Source organism: Sphingobacterium faecium, assembly GCF_003054045.1.
Lineage (GTDB): Bacteria > Bacteroidota > Bacteroidia > Sphingobacteriales > Sphingobacteriaceae > Sphingobacterium > Sphingobacterium faecium.
Genome location: NZ_QBKH01000002.1, coordinates 607,719 through 625,685 on the forward strand (window position 1 = coordinate 607,719; position 17,967 = coordinate 625,685).

Sequence of the window (17,967 nt, forward strand, 5' to 3'; positions counted from 1 at the left end):
AAAGTTAGTTAATCTCTTACTCAAAAAATGCTTATTTTTACGGTTTAATATTTTTGATTATGGAAATTAGAGGAAAAGTACACGAAATAGGTGCTACGCAACAAGTAACAGAGTCATTTAAAAAGCGTGATATAATCGTGGCTTACGCTGAGAATCCGCAGTTTGTTGAATATATTCGCTTTGAAGCTACTCAAGATAGAACATCAATTTTTGATGGTTTGACTGTAGGTGAAGAAATTGAAGTTTCTTTCAATTTACGTGGTCGTCCTTGGACAAATAAAGAAGGTGTAACAACATACTTCAATTCATTAGTTGCTTGGAGAGTTACAAAATTGGCCAATACTGCTTCTTCAGCTCCTGCTCCAGGTTATGCTGAAATGCCAGCTCCAGTTGATTTGTCAGGTTCAAATGACGATGATGATTTACCTTTCTAGTCCTGCGACAATCTAAAATATAAAAAAGCTTCAATTGATTCAATTGAAGCTTTTTTATTAGCCTGAAACGTATTTACCTAGCGGTATCTTCCGAATGCTATAAGTGAGTAATATGCTGATTAAAAGTGTAACAACAGTCGCTAATGGAATCTTTAAAAACGTTCCAACTGGTAATATCGGATGCACATAATTTAATATCAGAATATGGCAGAGGTATATACCAAAGCTATATTGGTCAATCCACATGGCCCATTTAGGAAGTGTCCTATCTTTTGATATGGATTTGATAAAGATAAATAAACTAGCTGCTATAAGAACAGTATTAGGTGATAAGTAACCATATAAAAGAGGGCGAAACTCATGCGCATTCAAACTCATTTTATAGGTAAAATAGGAAGTACCCCATGCAGTAATGATAAAAATACCCAGAAACCACCATTTCAAGGCACTAAAATCTTTTATGCTCAAATAATAACCTAAAATTAAGTATCCCGTGTAGCTAGAGAAAAATGTGATATCTAATTTAGGTAGATAAGTAGGTAAGTTTTTATTAAAAATAAATAACGAGATCAACCATAAGATCAGAAATATTTCCAGTTCTTTTGTTGTTGCGTGCTGCACGATTTTTTGAAGAAAAGGAATTGCTAGATATAGACCGATGATCATATAGAGATACCACAAGTGTGCATTTGCACCATTTTTAAGTCTATAGACAATCGTTGAAATCAGTTCATCTATACCCAAATCAAATAGATTCGTATTGTAAAAGATGTAAATTATAGTCCAGAAAATAAATGGATAGCAGATTTTTAGAAGTCTTTTTTTATAAAATTCAACCGTATCTTCTTCCTTTGTGAGTAGGAGAGCTCCTGAGATGATCACAAAAATGGGAACAGAATAACGTGTGAAACTATTAATAAAATTGGCGTATCTCCAATCAAAACCAGCTATATCAGTGCTATTGAGATAACCCGATGATGCATGTATTGCAATGACTGCAATAGTTGCAATGACTCGAAGTACACTGATATAACTGAGTTTATTTGCCATCTTATCCATTAATCTGCAATCGGAATACGATTTTTTTGCACATACTGTACCAAAAATACCAAAGTAAGTAGTGCTCCAATGGTCGCCATACCCACGCCAACTAAAGAAGGTGTATTGTAGGCCAATCCATAGATAATCGGAATTCCACCTAAATAGGCACCTAAAGTATTTCCTAAATTAAAGGCAGCCTGACCACCAGCAGCCGCCAATGTTTCTGCTCCTTTCGCAGTTCTGATCAACATCATCTGCGTCGGAGGACCAATAGTAAAGGAAACTAAGCCTGTAATAAAGGCCATGATATACGCTGACCATTCAAATGGAGAGATAAAAAAAACAATGACCAAGCATATTGCCATGGAACTAAAACTAGCGATGGCAGCTTTTGTTGGAGAGATGGTATCAGCCAATTTACCACCTAGCAGATTCCCAAAGAACATACCCACACCAATTAAAACCATAATTAGCGGCACACGATTCGCTTCAAGTCCAGATACATTGGTAACTAATGGAGCAATATAGCTAATCCATGCAAAAAGCCCCCCCGTCCCGATGGAAATAATAGCCATTAGCAACCAAGCCTCACTTTTTTTAAAAAAACTGAGTTGTGCGATGATGTCATTGTGTTTAGAAGATTCAATTTTTGGCAACCACAGGTAAATCATCAAAAATGTAAGTAGGCCTAAAGCACTGATAACACCGTAGGTAATGCGCCAAGAATAATGATGACCGATATATGTTCCTAACGGTACACCAGCCAAGTTTGCAATGGTCATTCCCGTAAACATGATCGATATGGCTTGAGCCTCCTTTCCTTTCAGAGCTAATCTTGCAGCAACAACAGACCCTACACCGAAGAATGCACCATGGGGTAAGCCTGACATAAACCGAGAAAGTTGAATAGTAAAGTGAGTTGGTGAAATGGCAAATAATCCATTAAAAATGAAAAATAGAACCATTAAAAACAGCAATACATTCTTAGGTGGGTATTTTCCAGATAATAATACTAACGTTGGAGCTCCAACAACAACCCCTATCGCATATAATGCTATTAAATGGGCAGCGGTTGGAATGTCGATGTTCAAATCCTTTGCTATATCAGGTAAGATTCCCATCATCGAGAATTCTGTCATTCCTATAGCAAGACCTCCAAAGGCCAATGCAATAATTCCTTTATTCATATTTTTTGCTCAGATAGTGACGAGCGCGTCATTAATGATAGAAAAAGCCATTTAATGATTAAATGGCTATGTGTATGTTTAGTTTGTTTTATTGCCAACGCTTTTGCGGGACACAAATTACGTCTTTAGTTTTCCGTAAAATGATAGGGCGCTGATCATATTTATTTTCTAAGACCAAAGAGTCCTTTGAATGGGAAGCAACTTTAAACCGAGGTAGATACTGTCCCTGACGGTAGCAGCCCGATAATTTTTGTTTTCCATTTTCTTTAACATAAATACCGTCCACAATTACGCTGTCACCACGGACAACATAGAGACCTTTAGCATATTCAACCCAGGAACCGTTATTGTAGCAACTATCTGCAATTTGTTTTGTTTTCGAATGAACATACATACGCGCATAGATCGAATCACAGGTAAAACGAAATTCCGTAAGTGTGTATTGCAGCATTTGGTCCTGATGAGGAATACTATCTTGCTTCCATTCTCCTTGCAAATAACTTGCACCTTCACTCTGCATTTCCGAATTAAACTTACAGCTCCCAAACAGCAAAAGCATACCTATTGTAACGAATAGGTATGCTTTTATATTTTTACTTTTAGTTAGATAGGACATCATAAGCTTATTTTAAGCTCCCGACCATATCTTCAGGTTTTACCCATTCATCAAATTCTGCAGCAGTTACATAACCCAATGCAATAGCTGTTTCTTTTAATGTTGAATTATTTTTATGCGCTGTCTGAGCAATTTCTGCAGACTTATAGTATCCAATTTTAGTATTTAAAGCCGTTACTAACATTAAAGAGTTATCTACTAATTCCTTAATACGAGCGTAGTTTGGTTCGATACCGCTAGCACAGTGCTCTTCAAATGATATACATGCATCACCGATTAATCGAGCAGATTGTAAGAAGTTAGCCGCCATCAATGGTTTGAAAACGTTCAGTTCATAATGACCCTGCGTACCACCTATTGTGATCGCAACATCATTGCCCATTACTTGAGCAGCAACCATAGTTAAAGCTTCACACTGAGTCGGGTTTACTTTTCCGGGCATGATAGAAGAACCGGGCTCATTTTCAGGGATGATGATCTCACCAATACCTGAACGTGGACCAGAAGCCAACATGCGGATATCATTAGCGATTTTATTTAAAGAAACTGCTAATTGTTTCAATGCACCATGAGACTCAATGATGGCATCATGAGCAGCTAAAGCTTCAAATTTATTCTCAGCCGTGATGAAAGGATGACCCGTAAATTGTGCAATATATTTTGCTACCAGTACATCATATCCAGCAGGAGTGTTTAATCCAGTACCAACTGCTGTACCTCCCAGTGCCAATTCCGATAAATGTGCCAATGTGTTTTTGACAGCTTTTATACCGTAGCTTAATTGAGCAACATAGCCAGATAATTCTTGACCTAATGTTAAAGGCGTTGCATCCATTAAATGCGTACGGCCAATTTTAACAACCTTCATAAACTCAGCAGATTTCTTTGCCAAGGTATCACGAAGTTTTTCAACACCCGGGATGGTCACTTCAACTACAGCTTTGTAGGCTGCGATATGCATACCAGTAGGGTACGTGTCATTTGAAGATTGTGATTTGTTCACATCATCATTCGCTTTTAAAACAGGCTCACCTTCTCCAATTTTGAAGCCAGCTAATACTTGAGCACGATTTGCAATGACTTCGTTTAAATTCATGTTAGATTGCGTACCCGAACCTGTTTGCCAGATTACCAATGGAAATTGATCATCCAATTGACCAGCTAAGATCTCATCACAAACAGCCGCAATAGCATCACGTTTCTCAACAGGTAATACACCTAATTCAGCATTCGCATATGCAGCAGCTTTTTTTAAGTAAGCAAAACCTTCGATAATTTCATGCGGCATAGATGCTGCAGGACCGATTTTGAAGTTATTGCGTGAACGTTCTGTTTGAGCTCCCCAGTATTTATCTGCAGGAACTTGAACTTCACCCATGGTATCTTTTTCTATTCTAAATGACATAGCGTTTGATTTTTTTGATATAACAAAGTTAAGTAAAAATATAGAGAACAGCCATTCAAACACTTCATCTTAATTGAATTTGAATGTCATAATTTATTCCAATCACCCTAACCGTTCAGTCGTTTTGTTAATTGTTCATTGATATGGTGAAAAATTTGAATGGGTTTTAAGGTACGCCAAGGAAGATCATTGAGATGGCCGCCGAAATTGATATAATAGTCGATATTATTTTGCATAAATTCCGTGATGACATGTTGTCTAAAATTGATAGCAGCTATCCAACCATCTTCAATATCCTGAAACCACTCTTCATAATAAGTATCATCAGAGGCATGAAAATTAAGTAGATTTTCACCTATCAATATAAAATGATTGATTCCCTCTGCCATCATTAAATCAATCAATTCACGTTTTAGGATCATGATATCATTGTCAATCGCATCATTCCATTCTCCGATAAGCTCGATGATACTATACTGCTTATCGTAGTCCACAAATAGCACTTTTAAGTACAGGGTATGCGAACCAAAATCATCCCACTGGGGATGTAAAAGGAAATTATAAATCTGTTTATCGTATTCAAATTCATTATATATTGTTCCGTAAAAAGGAGATTGTTCATCTTCCGATGCAATATAATCATGTCTCCAATTGTAAAAAGGTTCAATTTCGTGCATTTTGGCAGATTATTTGATTGTTACAAAGACAAAGTTGAGAAAACTTTCACATATTAACCACATTTAATAACTTTTGTTTTAACATAAAAATCACCTCATTTATTGTGGTATTAATGGATAAAACTTAGTATTTTTGAAGCATCTTTTCATATGCAAGGAAGTATAAAACGGAATATTTTTGTAGCGGCAACATACGCAGGAGTTTTACTCGTGGGTTTATTGCTTGGGCAGAAATATGCCGATGAACAAGGTAATAAACAATCGACTTCAATTCTAGCCGGCGGATTAACTGGGAATTCCGAAAAAGTTCAATATTTAGTTAACTTAATTTCCGACAATTATGTGGATAAAGTGAGTTTAGATACCATTCAAGACGAAGCTATTCAGCATATTATTACCCGATTAGATCCTTTTTCAACATACCTTAAACCCAATGAACGCTTAGCTCAAGCGGAGGCTCTTGAAGGAACTTTCGATGGTATAGGTGTTGAATACTTTAATCTTAACGATACCTTACTTGTGGTTGGTATGATTGCTGGAGGTCCTGCTGAAAAATCAGGAATGAAAATTGGTGATCGTTTAATCAAAATAGCCAATCGAAATATTGCGGGTGTTCGGGTAACCGAACACGTGGTCGATAAATTGATTCGCGGTAAGAAGGGTTCTACCGTTGATATCATGATCAAACGTAATGATGAAATTTTAACCACACCTTTAAAAGTTGTTCGTGATCAAGTATCTGTAAGCACATTAGATGCGTCTTATATGATCGCACCTAAAATTGCTTATGTAAAAATTAGACGTTTTGGACACCAGACATCCGAAGATTTTAAAATCAAATTGCGTGATCTTAAGAAAAGTGGCGCACAAGATCTGATTTTGGACCTTAGGGGTAATGGTGGCGGGTATGTACATACCGCTATTGAAATGGCAAGTATGTTTTTCAAAGACAAACGCTTATTGATGTATACTGAAGGAGCAAATGAATTGCGTCGTGATTATTTTTCTACTGAACCTGGTCATTTTAGTGATGGTCGTATCATTGTACTTATAAATGAAGAAACTGCTTCGGCAAGTGAAATCGTCACAGGAGCTTTACAGGATTTAGATAGAGGGACCGTCGTCGGTCGTAGATCTTATGGAAAAGGATTGGTTCAAGAGCAGTTTGACTTTGCAGATGGTTCTGCAGTCAACTTAACTGTTGCTCGATACTATACGCCATTAGGAAGGTGTATTCAAAGAAAGTATACCCGAGCAAATTATGATCAGTCTAAATATATGACCACATTTGATTTATGGACTTTGGATACAGAGTTTAATACGCATGAAATGTATACCACCAGCCAAGGGAAAATGTTATTTGGTGGTGGAGGTATTCAACCTGATATTGTCATTCCTATAGACTCCAATGAACTAAGTGCCAAGTATAGGGAAATCTATCATTCCAATAGTATACAGGAGTTTGTATATGATCGTTTTACAAAGAAATTACCAGCATACTCTATTGAAAATTTCTTAAGTGGTTATAATTTACCAGATCCAGAATTTAATGATTTTATTTCCTTTTTATCTAAAAAGGGAATTGCGGTCAATAAGTTAGAGGCAGATCGTCTTCATCAGATCATTCAGTCTGACATCGAAGCATTGGTTGGTCGGTATTATTTTGGTAGAGAAGCTTATTTTAAGATCAAGAACAGGAAAGACCAATTTGTTGCAAGTGCTTTACGTGCATTAGGTATTCAGATCAGCTAATAGTTTTTTAATCGTAAATCACTCCAGATCGGGTAGTGATCAGATAACTTTTTGTTGACTACGTGATAGTTTAATACTTCAAATGCAGGACTAGCAAAAATATAATCAATCTGAAAGATCGGCAACATTTCATAATGTGTAACTCCCCAGCCGGCACCCTTTTCTTTAAATGCATTATGTAGCCCTTTACCTACTAGATTGACCGAATAGCTCATTGGAGTATCATTAAAATCACCCATCACGATATAAGGAGAATTACAGGCGTTCATGTGTCTTTTTAAAGAACTAGCCTGCTCACTTCTAAATTCAAAAGCATTTTTTAACTTTCTGCCCAAACGTCTTGGAGCTTGATTGTCAGTTTCATTTTTACTTGATGGATTTTGAATGAATTCTTTATCTTCATTTTGAAGAGCAAATGATCTCAGATGAACATTGTATACGCGAATTGTACTATCATTTTTCTTAATATCAGCATAAGAAATTCGATTAATACCATAATCATTGTCTAGAATATTTCCTGAATTGACAATCGGATATTTCGAAAAAATAGTCATGCCATAAGCCTCATAATCATTCTTAGAGCTTTCAGCAAAGTAATGATAGTCATATCCAAGTTTGATTTTAATTTCATTGGAAATGACGTATTTTCCCTTTATTTTGCTATAGTATTCCTGAAAACATACGATGTCAGGCTTGATGCTATCCAATATTTGCAAGGCATCATTTTTAAAATTTTTCTTAGGATCATGTATATCTTTAAAAAGATGAGCATTGAAACTTAAAACACGGATATGATCTGCTGTTTTTACGGTAATTGGAGCGGTTGACCGGGGGTTCCAATGTTTTGTTAATAAAGGCCATCCGATTAGGATAGTCAGCAAAGAAAAGATCATCATTTTCGGCTTTCTTAATAACCAATAGGCTATAAAACCGATGTTGACAAGGAGAATAGGTAAGTACCCTAAACCAAAAAAAGCAATTGGCCAAAATGTTTTAGGATTAATGAAAGAGGCAGAATAACTAATCAATAAGGCGACAATGGCAAGAATGTTGAAAATGAAAACCGTCCTGCTCAAATAACCCAATCTTTTTTTTACGAATGCCCGCCTAGCCATCTATCTTATTATTATTGCTTGCTTTAAAGAGAATTTCTTTTTCGTGAGAACTTAAACTATCGTATCCAGATAAGGATATTTTATCTAATATCTCATCGATCTGATCCTGATTCGGTAAATCATAGCGGTGTTGCTGCATGGGGCGTTCACCATGTCCGACTACGACTTTCAGTTTTGATCGTCTTTTATCTTTCTTTTTAAATATGTTAGACCAATCCATCCCAGATTGCAAAGCATAAGTGTAGCCCATACCAAATATAACAGCACAAAAATAACTGATCGCGGCAGGTTTATTTGTCAATATGAAGAATAAGAATTGAATGGCAAAATAGACAATAGCAATTGTTTTTAATTTTACATTTCCAAATAATAGGAGCCTGAGTTCATATTTGGGAACTAAAGTAGCTATTGATGCTAAAATGGCAGCAATAGTGATCGAACCGGTATTTAAATAAGGATTAGGTATATCAGAAAAAAGGGCAAGATGCGAAAAGATCAAAAAGATCACTCCAGCAAGCAACCCAGAAAAGATATAAATAAACAGAAATTGTCGTTTATTTAGAAAATTAAAGAAAATATTCCCTAACCAATAGAGCCATAAACAATCAAAAGCAACGTTAAAAAGTCCCGTATAGAGAAAATTATAAGTCACAAGAGACCAAGGCTGTTGAATAAAAGCTTGAAAATTTGTTGGTAAACTTAATTGATCTACCGTCCATTGAAAAAGAGGAATGGATATAATCTTCAATTCAAAAAGAATATCAAAAAGATAGATCAAGATAAATAGAGCAACATTCCCACTGATAATAAATGGAATAGGGGATCCTGAACCGAAGGTTGTCCTGATAAAGTTTTTGAACGAATTTTCCCTCATGTTATAAAGATAATTAATATATTCCTTTTTTAATACCCCAAGCTTTCAGTAGTAGATAACCAAACAATGCTCCTCCAACGTGCGCTAAATGTGCAATGGATCCTCCTGAATTTGAAAATCCTAAATAGATTTCAATCAAGATCATGATTGGAATAAAATATTTCGCTTTTATCGGTACAGGTATAAAGATAAGTGCAAGTTTGAGGTTCGGAAATAAGTAGGCAAAAGCTAACAATAAACCATAGATAGCACCAGACGCACCAACCAATGGCGTATTGTAGATTGAAACTAAAGTTCCTAACCCTGCCTGAGATATATTAGGGCTATCGCTATATACCATACCCGAGATCATATCAAACTTTAAACTACTGCCTGGATTAACTAAACCTGCAATTTGATAGACTTCAAACGCCTGTACACCAAATTGAAGAACCAAAGCTCCAATTCCCGTTAATAAATAAAAATTTAAAAAACGCTTCGATCCCAATACCTGCTCAATGATAGGACCAAACATGACCAACGCAAACATATTAAAGAAGATATGTGTGAATCCACCATGCATAAACATGTAAGTAATGATTTGCCAAACATTGAAAAAAGGAGAGTCAGGGTAGTACACCCCAAATAGTCTCGTCGAGTTTTCAAAGATCATCGAACCAATGAAACATACTACGTTAATAATGAGTAAGTTTTTAGTTACTGTAGGTAAATTTGACAATGGATTAGCGCTATTCATAAATTTAAATTAGTTTTTACTAAACTTTTCTAAAAGTTCTTGTAAGGTAATGGTAATAACGATTGGTTTTCCGAAAATAGAAATATTTGGAGATTCACAAGCAAAAAGTTGATCAATAAGTTCTGATATCGCATTATTATCCAAGAAAGTTCCTGGTTTAATTGCTGCATTGCGTGCTAGGCTTTTTGCTAAATTTTCTCGTTTTTCAATTTTAAAATCACTCAAATTGTTTTTATAATCTTCTAAAATCTGCTCAATGATTTTACGTTCATCAATTCCTGTCCCTAGATCTGCAGGGATGCCGTCAATGATATAACTGTTTTTACCAAAGGAGCGGATTTGAAAACCTAAACTCTGGATATCTTCTAAAAGATCTTGCATCAATTCATTATCTGATGGATTTAAGTCAATACTCTGTGGGAACAAACTTTGTTGGCTCAATCCTTTGTGCTGGTCAAGCTGTGATTTGAATTGTTCAAACAAAATACGTTCGTGTGCCGCCTGTTGATCGATGAGCATAACTCCAGAATGAATCTGCGATACAATAAACCTATTGTGGATTTGAAAAAATTGCTTGGTTGTTACCTGACTCGTAACTCCCGAGAGTTGATGGATAGAACGCTCTTGCTGCTCATGTTCAAGCGGCAATTGCATGGATACATCTTGCTCTGTGATTTGATATAAAGTATCCCAATTTTGAGGAATAGCCGATTTTCTCTCAAAACCTGCCATATAATTATCCGAACGTGAAAACGTTGTTTTCGTGACCTGATCTGGTTCAAAAGGATTAAAATCAGGGTTGAAACTTACGGTAGGCACAATGATTTCGTCCAAAGGTTTTGGTGTAATCATGTTCGAAAAGCCTGTTTCTTGCTCAAAATCAAGTGATGGGGCTATGTTATAACGACCCAGGGATCTTTTGACAGCGGATCGGATGATGGCATAGATGGCTTTTTCATCTTCATATTTAATCTCTGTCTTTGTTGGATGAACGTTGATATCGATCTTTGATGGATCAATATCAATAAATAAGACATACAAAGGAAAGGTCTCTGCAGGAAGAATTTCCTCAAAGGCATTCATAACAGCATGATTCAAATAATGATCTCTGATAAATCTTTTGTTAACAAAGAAAAATTGCTCCCCTCTCGTTTTTTTAGCAAATTGAGGCTTACCTACAAAACCATTTACCTTAATAATAGAAGTATCCTCTTCCACAGGTACTAATCGTTGATTGTAAGTATTACCAAAAAGATGAACAATACGCTGTTTTAAGGTTTCCGCTGGTAAATGAAACATTTCATTTCCATCACTATGTAAGGTCAAAAAGATCTCCGGATTAGCTAAAGCTATCCGTTGAAATTCTTCTATAATATGGCGCATTTCTACCGAATTACTTTTTAAAAAGTTACGGCGTGCGGGTATATTGAAAAAAAGATTTTTAATAGAAATATTGGTGCCTGCAGCTACTGCTTCAGGAGCTTGATTGATGATTTTTGAACCTTCGATCTCGACAACAGTACCCAATTCATCCTCAAAACGACGTGTTTTCAATGTCACATGTGCAATGGCCGCGATAGAAGCCATCGCTTCTCCACGAAATCCCATTGTACGAATGGCAAATAAGTCTTCTGCTTTACGAATTTTGGAAGTAGCATGTCGTTCAAAACAAAGACGTGCATCCGTCACGCTCATTCCACAACCATTATCAATCACTTGAATTAATGATTTTCCAGCATCTTTGATGATCAATTGTATCTTGTCAGCTCCAGCATCTATAGCATTTTCAATCAATTCTTTAATAGCAGCGGCAGGTCTTTGTACGACTTCACCTGCTGCAATCTGATTGGCAACATTATCTGGTAGTAATTGAATAATATCCGACATATGACGCGAAGTTACGAAATTAATGAGGAATGATTTTAATTCCGTTAGAAAGTTGTCGTATAAATTACATTACTTATCAACTTTCATGCTTTAAATTTGATACACCAACTTGGTGTATCAAATTTAATCTTGATTATTTCATTTCCAGCTTTAGGAATCGGGCCGTTTCGCTGTCTTTGTTTTTGATTAAGCCTTCTGGAGTGCCTGAAAATAATACTTTACCACCCTCTTTGCCTCCTTCAGGACCAATATCGATGACCCAGTCGGCGCACTTAATCACATCTAAATTATGCTCAATGATCAAGATGGTGTTACCGCGATCCACCAAGCGGTTGATCACACCCATCAACACATTCACGTCTTCAAAGTGTAAACCAGTTGTTGGCTCATCCAAGATATAGAAGGTGTTACCGGTATCTTTTTTAGAGAGCTCAGTAGCCAATTTAATCCGTTGAGCTTCACCTCCAGATAGCGTGGTCGATGACTGTCCCAATGTAATATATCCTAAGCCAACATCCTGCAATGTTTTTATTTTACGATAGATAGAAGGGATGTTTTCGAAGAAAACAACAGCCTCATCCACACTCATGTCCAGTACATCGGATATAGATTTACTCCTGAAGCGTACTTCCAAAGTTTCTCTGTTATAGCGTTTTCCATGACATGTTTCACAAGGAACCTGAACATCAGGTAGAAAGTTCATTTCAACGACTTTCATTCCCCCACCTTGGCAGGTTTCACAGCGTCCACCCTTGACATTAAAGGAGAATCTTCCGGGTTTATAGCCTCTTATTTTCGCTTCAGGTAGTTGAACAAACAAGGTTCTGATATCTGAAAATACACCTGTATAAGTGGAAGGGTTTGATCGTGGTGTTCGACCGATCGGACTCTGATCGATTTCAATTACCTTATCAATATGCTCTAATCCATCAATACTCTTAAAGGGGAGAGGGATACCTTTAGCACGGAAAAAATGTTTATTTAGAATAGGATATAATGTACCTGTAATCAAACTTGATTTTCCAGAACCGGAAACACCGGAAACTAAAATCAATTTTCCTAACGGAAAATCTACAGAAACATTTTTCAAATTATTTCCTGTAGCTCCTTTAAGCGATAATGTTTTTCCATTGCCAGCTCTTCTTTCAGAAGGGGTGGCAACCTCTTTTTTGCCATTTAAATAAGCCGCTGTTAAAGATTTTGATTTCAAAATATCTGTTGGTTTCCCCTCAGCCACCACCTGACCACCGTTTACACCTGCGGCAGGCCCCATATCAATGACATAATCGGCATTCAAAATCATGTCTTTATCATGTTCAACAACTAATACCGAGTTGCCGATATCACGTAAATTTTTTAAAGAATTGATCAATCTTTCATTGTCTCTTTGATGGAGACCAATACTCGGCTCATCCAAAATATACAAGACATTGACGAGTTGTGAACCGATTTGTGTCGCAAGTCGGATACGTTGTGCTTCTCCCCCAGAAAGTGATTTCGAAGAACGGTCTATAGTCAGGTAGTTTAATCCCACATCCAATAAAAATCCTAAGCGCGACTGTATTTCTTTTAAGATTTCAGTTGCGATGATCTGCTGACGTTCATCCAAAGAAGCGTTTACATTTGAAAACCATTCGTACAGGGATTTGATATCCATATGCGCCAGTTCATAGATGTTTTTACCTGCAAATTTAAAATGCAACGATTCTTTCTTCAATCGTGCTCCTTGACAAGTTGGACAGACTATTTTCGAACGGAAATCATCTAAAGAAGACATATCGTCGCTAGATTTGCCTGATTGCTCTTCAAGCATTTTGAAAATACCCGAAAATTCGATCCGATAATCGCGTACATCATAACTACCATATGAAACAGCTACTGAAATAGGTTCTTCAGCACCAAATAGTAACGTATCAAGTTGTTCTTCCGTTAATTTCTCCAAAGGAGTGCTCAACGAAAAATCAAGTTTTTTAGCTACCGCTTTTAAAACTTGGAAATTCCAAGTTTCCTTTGCAGGGCCTAGTGGCGCTAAACCTCCTTTTTGAATACTTAATTTACGATCAGGAATAACGGTGTTTTTATCAATTTCAAAGATATAACCTAGACCATCACATTTTGGACAAGCTCCATATGGCGAATTAAAAGAGAAGGTATTCGGTTGTGGCTCATCATAAGAAATACCCGATTCAGCATCCATTAAGTAGCGGCTGAAAAATTGTTCATCATTTTCCTGATTAGCCACTTTGATAATTCCTTTCGCTGTTTTCATCGCTTGCATAACAGATGTCTGCAGGCGCTTTTTATCATCGGCAGTTACTTTAAGTCGGTCTACTACAATCTCAATATCATGTATTTTATACCGATCCACTTGCATCTTTGGCATGAGATCTACAATTTCACCATCTACGCGAACTTTTACATAACCCTGCTTACGGATTTGTTCAAATAATTCGCGGTAGTGACCTTTACGGCCCTTGATAACAGGAGCCAAAATATTGAGAGCTTGTCCATCAAAATCAGTCAGAATGCGATCCACAATTTGATCATCAGACATGCGCTGCATGCGATTGCCCGTTACATAAGAAAATGCCTCACTCGCACGTGCAAATAGCAGACGCATAAAATCATAAACCTCAGTAATGGTACCGACTGTCGAACGCGGATTTTTGCTCGTCGTTTTTTGTTCAATAGAAATAACAGGGCTCAATCCGGAAATTTTATCGACATCAGGTCGCTCCATGCCACCCAAAAACTGACGGCTGTAGGCACTAAATGTCTCCATATACCGCCTTTGACCCTCTGCATAGATCGTGTCAAAAGCTAATGACGATTTACCACTACCACTTAGTCCCGTGATAACAACCAATTCGTTTCTAGGAAATGAAATGTCAATATTCTTGAGATTGTGTACACGTGCTCCAAATACTTGAACTTCATTTTGTTCACCTAAATCTGGTGTGATTTTCTTTGTCATGTAACCCCTGTTTTCTTCCAAACGCAGATGAATTTCTGCAAACATGCAAAATTACTTATTTTTAATGAACTTTAACAGTGATCGTATCTTTATTATTGTCACGACATTGCAAATCTATAGCTTAAATAATGGGTATAATTTGTACTTTGCCATTTCACAACTTATATGAAGAAATTAGACGTTACTAAACAAGAAAAAGAATCCTTAGAAGAAGCGATACAATTTTGGGAGAAGGAGAAAATAATTGATGCATCAACCGCTAGTGCTATGGTCAATAGTATTGATGTAAAAAGCTTTGATTGGAAACGCTTAGCACGCTATGCATTTTGGGTTGCGCTGGCTTCTTTGGTGTTTGCCGTATTTTCTTTGATGACAGACACAGCCTTTCTCAAATTTGTCGATACACTTTATGAAGCACCAAATATTTTGTTTTGCTTATTCTTTGCTGCACTAGCCGTTTTATTTTATACATTAGGATTTCGTTACAAAACAAAATTTCCCAATAAAAATCTATCTATTGAAACCATGATGCTCATCGGAGTATTCGCAACAGCAGCATGTATTGGGTTTTTAGGAAAAGTGCTGGACAAAAATAGCATGCATTATTCGCTGCTATTTCTCTTGTCAGTACTGATTTACGGATACCTCGCTAATCGCCTTAAATCAAAACTGATATGGGTTTTTATGCTCATCGCCTTGGGGATTTGGTTTGCAACAGAAACAGCCTACCATAGCGATTGGGGATTTAAGTTCTGGGGAATGAATTATCCATTGCGTTTTACCATTTTTGGTTTAGTCTTAACATTAATAGCTATATACTTACAACCACGATTTAAGCAATTGATGGAATTTCAATCCCTCAGCTATCTCATTGGGTTATTGTATCTGATGGTTTCATTGTGGTCCCTTTCTATTTTTGGCAACTATTCGGATTTTTATGAGTGGACATTAGTACGACAATATCATATATTCTACTGGGGATTATTATCTACTGCAGTATCGGCAGGTTTAGTGATCTATGGTTTAAAGATGAAAGATAATACCTCCAGGGAAATCGGTTTCGTATTTTTTGTGTTGAATGTATATACCCGTTATGTCGAGTATCTATGGGATAATATCAATCGTGCCATCTTCTTCCTCATTTTAGCGATCTCCTTTTGGTTTGTGGGCCGTTGGGCAGAGAAATTGTGGCAAAAACGCGAAGATGGTATTGATGAATAAGTACACTAATTTTTGATCGACCCAAGGGCAATCCGATCAGAATGAAATTGTAAATCCAACTCCTCTGGAAGAAGTTATTTGCAAGCTTACATCATGTTTGAGGTATTTTCGAAGCCGTGTAATAAAAACATCCATACTACGCCCGTTGAAAAAATCACTGTTGCCCCAGACTTCTTGCAAAATTTCTTCCCGAGTCACAAGAGAACCCGAGCGCTTACTTAGAAATAATAAAAGCTTGGCTTCCCTTTCCGTTAGTTTAAATTGCTCTAAAGGATGAGAGAGGATTAAGCGTTGTGGAAAAAACTGATAACTGCCCAGTGTTATCGAGATCGTGAACTCTTTCTTTTTATTCCGTTTTAAGATATTTTGGATACGCAATACCAGCTCTTCTGGATCACAGGGTTTTGTGATGTAATCATCTGCGCCTATTTTCAAACCTGTTAATTTGTCAATTTTTTGCTCTTTCGCAGTTAAGAAAATAAAAGGAAACTCAGGGAAGCGCTCCTTTATTTCTTGCGCTAATGTAAAACCACTTTTAATAGGCAGCATCACATCAATGATTAACAAATCATAAGGAAGTGTGTTTTCATACAACGAAAACTCAGCGGGACTTTGCATCCAATCAACTTCATATCCTGAAAGTTGTAGATAATGCTGTAACATAAAACCGAAATCAGCATCATCCTCGATTAACAAAAGCTTAGTGTTCATGTGGTATCGAAATATTAAAAGTGGTTCCTTGATTCTGTTTACTATTGACTTGAATATTTCCTTGGTGACGGTTAACGATATTGTTGACTAGATATAAGCCCAATCCTAAACCTTTAGTATCATGAATATTATTTTTTTGTATACGGTAGAATTTTTCAAAAATATGAGGAATCTCCTCCTGAATTATTCCAATTCCATTATCACGCACTTGAATCTTGCATCGGTTTTGATCATTTATTATAGATATATGCAATTTTGTAGCACCGTACTTGATGCTGTTATCCATCAGGTTCACGAATATGGTGGTGAAATCTATATCATTAAGCGGAATAGATACCGTTGAAATATCGTTCATTTCAAATTGGATATCAGGATGTGCTAATTTAAAATCGGATAGCAATGTCGCTATTTGATAATTGGAGATCAGGGTATTAGAAATTTCTTTTTCTGGCTCATGCAAGGGATTTAAAGTCTGCTCTAGGCGTTCCACTTGTCTGGTCATGACTGCTATTGTAGTGGGGTCGGGCTGTTTTTCTAAAGTTTTTAAAGCGACTTTTAGGGTTGCAATAGGTGTTTTAAGTTCATGCGAAATGTTGTCAACAGTGTCATGTAATTGCCCAATTTTCTTCTGTTGCTTTTTTAGATTTTGATAGGTCTTATAAAACAAGAAGATTAATGCTATCAGGATCAAAAGTGTATTCAATAGCAGGAATGTCAATTCTTTGAAAACAATCCAATTGATATTAACAACCTCAAAAGATGATCTTCGAAGAACAAGAAAACTATATTGCTTATCCTCTTGTTCCACGGTTATTGCTGATTCCTCTTTTGTCAGTTGTTTGACTGTTCTTTCCGTAGCCCATGTTCCCGAAGATAGCTCTAATGGATGTATGAGATTTCCGTTCGTTTTATACACCACAATCGGTTTATTCAGTAGCTTTTGCTCGGTGTTTTTGAAAGTAATCTGCAGAATTTCTTTTTGTAATTTTACTTCAAGACCTAATGGTGCGAAGATACTATCCACATAATGAGTCAGTACATGTTGAGTCCGCTTTGCTTTTTCCGAATAGCTGTTTTCTAGTTGAGCAAGTGTGATTTTCCCTTGGACCAAATTTATATAATAAGCTGTAGCATCTTGATTATTTAATAGATCGTTATCAAATAATGCATCTGTATCATCAATATGTCCTAATTTTTCTTTTGTCTTTGAATAGATCTCTCGTTTTTTCAAATGAAAGGAATTCATTAACAAATACGTCTGGATACCAATGAGGACTAGAAAGAGGATAGCAAAAATATAAATATAGTTTTTAGACTTCAGTTCCATATACAAATAT

At 36.5% G+C, this 17,967-nt stretch carries 15 protein-coding genes; 3 read left to right on the forward strand and 12 right to left on the reverse strand.

Annotated elements, in window-relative coordinates; genetic code table 11:
- Window positions 1-59: 59 nt before the first annotated feature.
- Complete coding sequence (locus C8N37_RS06885; RefSeq protein ID WP_108158213.1) at window positions 60-434, forward strand: DUF3127 domain-containing protein; 375 nt, start codon at window positions 60-62, stop codon at window positions 432-434.
- A gap of 57 nt (window positions 435-491) precedes the next feature.
- Here C8N37_RS06885 and C8N37_RS06890 read toward each other — a convergent pair whose 3' ends face one another.
- The 5 genes from C8N37_RS06890 to C8N37_RS06910 all read right to left on the reverse strand — a co-directional run bounded on the left by C8N37_RS06890 (window position 492) and on the right by C8N37_RS06910 (window position 5,360).
- Window positions 492-1,484, reverse strand: coding sequence for an acyltransferase (locus C8N37_RS06890; RefSeq protein WP_108158429.1), 993 nt, complete (start codon window positions 1,482-1,484; stop codon window positions 492-494).
- Window positions 1,485-1,492: 8 nt separating this feature from the next.
- Window positions 1,493-2,662: an MFS transporter gene (locus tag C8N37_RS06895; RefSeq protein ID WP_108158214.1), complete on the reverse strand. Its 1,170-nt coding sequence runs from the start codon at window positions 2,660-2,662 to the stop codon at window positions 1,493-1,495.
- Between the two features lie 88 nt (window positions 2,663-2,750).
- Window positions 2,751-3,281 (reverse strand): fumarate hydratase, encoded by a 531-nt coding sequence (locus C8N37_RS06900; RefSeq protein ID WP_228115802.1) that lies wholly within the window; start codon window positions 3,279-3,281, stop codon window positions 2,751-2,753.
- A 4-nt stretch (window positions 3,282-3,285) separates the two neighbouring features.
- The gene (fumC, locus tag C8N37_RS06905) at window positions 3,286-4,683 is read right to left on the reverse strand and encodes a class II fumarate hydratase (RefSeq protein WP_108158215.1); all 1,398 of its coding nucleotides are present in this window, start codon (window positions 4,681-4,683) and stop codon (window positions 3,286-3,288) included.
- A 107-nt stretch (window positions 4,684-4,790) separates the two neighbouring features.
- Complete coding sequence (locus C8N37_RS06910) at window positions 4,791-5,360, reverse strand: hypothetical protein (protein ID WP_108158216.1); 570 nt, start codon at window positions 5,358-5,360, stop codon at window positions 4,791-4,793.
- A 150-nt stretch (window positions 5,361-5,510) separates the two neighbouring features.
- On the opposite strand from C8N37_RS06910, the gene C8N37_RS06915 reads away from it, so the two are divergent.
- The gene (locus C8N37_RS06915) at window positions 5,511-7,112 is read left to right on the forward strand and encodes a S41 family peptidase (RefSeq protein ID WP_108158217.1); all 1,602 of its coding nucleotides are present in this window, start codon (window positions 5,511-5,513) and stop codon (window positions 7,110-7,112) included.
- On the opposite strand, the gene C8N37_RS06920 is transcribed toward C8N37_RS06915, so the two are convergent.
- The 5 genes from C8N37_RS06920 to uvrA all read right to left on the reverse strand — a co-directional run bounded on the left by C8N37_RS06920 (window position 7,109) and on the right by uvrA (window position 14,698).
- Window positions 7,109-8,227, reverse strand: coding sequence for an endonuclease/exonuclease/phosphatase family protein (locus C8N37_RS06920; protein ID WP_108158218.1), 1,119 nt, complete (start codon window positions 8,225-8,227; stop codon window positions 7,109-7,111). The two genes, C8N37_RS06915 and C8N37_RS06920, sit on opposite strands and share 4 nt — an antisense overlap.
- On the reverse strand, window positions 8,220-9,101 hold the full coding sequence (locus tag C8N37_RS06925; RefSeq protein ID WP_108158219.1) for a rhomboid family intramembrane serine protease: 882 nt from the start codon (window positions 9,099-9,101) through the stop codon (window positions 8,220-8,222). Before C8N37_RS06925 ends, C8N37_RS06920 begins: the two co-directional genes overlap by 8 nt.
- A 13-nt stretch (window positions 9,102-9,114) precedes the next feature.
- Window positions 9,115-9,837 (reverse strand): rhomboid family intramembrane serine protease, encoded by a 723-nt coding sequence (locus tag C8N37_RS06930; protein ID WP_108158220.1) that lies wholly within the window; start codon window positions 9,835-9,837, stop codon window positions 9,115-9,117.
- Between the two features lie 9 nt (window positions 9,838-9,846).
- A complete protein-coding gene (gene mutL / locus C8N37_RS06935) occupies window positions 9,847-11,724 on the reverse strand; it encodes a DNA mismatch repair endonuclease MutL (protein WP_108158221.1) in 1,878 nt (625 codons plus the stop codon).
- A 133-nt stretch (window positions 11,725-11,857) separates the two neighbouring features.
- A complete protein-coding gene (gene uvrA / locus C8N37_RS06940; protein ID WP_108158430.1) occupies window positions 11,858-14,698 on the reverse strand; it encodes an excinuclease ABC subunit UvrA in 2,841 nt (946 codons plus the stop codon).
- A 165-nt stretch (window positions 14,699-14,863) separates the two neighbouring features.
- Between uvrA and C8N37_RS06945 the strand changes: the two genes are divergently transcribed.
- Entirely contained in the window at window positions 14,864-15,919 is a 1,056-nt protein-coding gene (locus C8N37_RS06945) for a DUF2157 domain-containing protein (protein WP_108158222.1), read from the forward strand.
- 36 nt (window positions 15,920-15,955) lie between these two features.
- Here the strand turns inward: C8N37_RS06945 and C8N37_RS06950 are convergent, their stop codons facing one another.
- Together C8N37_RS06950 and C8N37_RS06955 are read right to left on the reverse strand one after the other, a co-directional pair.
- On the reverse strand, window positions 15,956-16,630 hold the full coding sequence (locus tag C8N37_RS06950; RefSeq protein WP_108158223.1) for a response regulator transcription factor: 675 nt from the start codon (window positions 16,628-16,630) through the stop codon (window positions 15,956-15,958).
- Window positions 16,620-17,861: a sensor histidine kinase gene (locus C8N37_RS06955; protein WP_170114493.1), complete on the reverse strand. Its 1,242-nt coding sequence runs from the start codon at window positions 17,859-17,861 to the stop codon at window positions 16,620-16,622. The genes C8N37_RS06950 and C8N37_RS06955 overlap by 11 nt, the downstream gene beginning before the upstream one ends.
- Window positions 17,862-17,967: the final 106 nt, after the last annotated feature.

Bases quoted from the DNA above. Each gene is read 5' to 3' on its own strand.
- C8N37_RS06910 (WP_108158216.1), bottom strand. From the start codon at position 5,360: ATGCACGAAATTGAACCTTTTTACAATTGGAGACATGATTATATTGCA.
- C8N37_RS06920 (WP_108158218.1), bottom strand. From the start codon at position 8,227: ATGGCTAGGCGGGCATTCGTAAAAAAAAGATTGGGTTATTTGAGCAGG.
- C8N37_RS06930 (WP_108158220.1), bottom strand. From the start codon at position 9,837: ATGAATAGCGCTAATCCATTGTCAAATTTACCTACAGTAACTAAAAAC.
- C8N37_RS06900 (WP_228115802.1), bottom strand. From the start codon at position 3,281: ATGATGTCCTATCTAACTAAAAGTAAAAATATAAAAGCATACCTATTC.
- C8N37_RS06925 (WP_108158219.1), bottom strand. From the start codon at position 9,101: ATGAGGGAAAATTCGTTCAAAAACTTTATCAGGACAACCTTCGGTTCA.
- C8N37_RS06890 (WP_108158429.1), bottom strand. From the start codon at position 1,484: ATGGCAAATAAACTCAGTTATATCAGTGTACTTCGAGTCATTGCAACT.
- C8N37_RS06895 (WP_108158214.1), bottom strand. From the start codon at position 2,662: ATGAATAAAGGAATTATTGCATTGGCCTTTGGAGGTCTTGCTATAGGA.
- fumC (WP_108158215.1), bottom strand. From the start codon at position 4,683: ATGTCATTTAGAATAGAAAAAGATACCATGGGTGAAGTTCAAGTTCCT.
- mutL (WP_108158221.1), bottom strand. From the start codon at position 11,724: ATGTCGGATATTATTCAATTACTACCAGATAATGTTGCCAATCAGATT.
- C8N37_RS06950 (WP_108158223.1), bottom strand. From the start codon at position 16,630: ATGAACACTAAGCTTTTGTTAATCGAGGATGATGCTGATTTCGGTTTT.
- C8N37_RS06915 (WP_108158217.1), top strand. From the start codon at position 5,511: ATGCAAGGAAGTATAAAACGGAATATTTTTGTAGCGGCAACATACGCA.
- uvrA (WP_108158430.1), bottom strand. From the start codon at position 14,698: ATGACAAAGAAAATCACACCAGATTTAGGTGAACAAAATGAAGTTCAA.
- C8N37_RS06945 (WP_108158222.1), top strand. From the start codon at position 14,864: ATGAAGAAATTAGACGTTACTAAACAAGAAAAAGAATCCTTAGAAGAA.
- C8N37_RS06885 (WP_108158213.1), top strand. From the start codon at position 60: ATGGAAATTAGAGGAAAAGTACACGAAATAGGTGCTACGCAACAAGTA.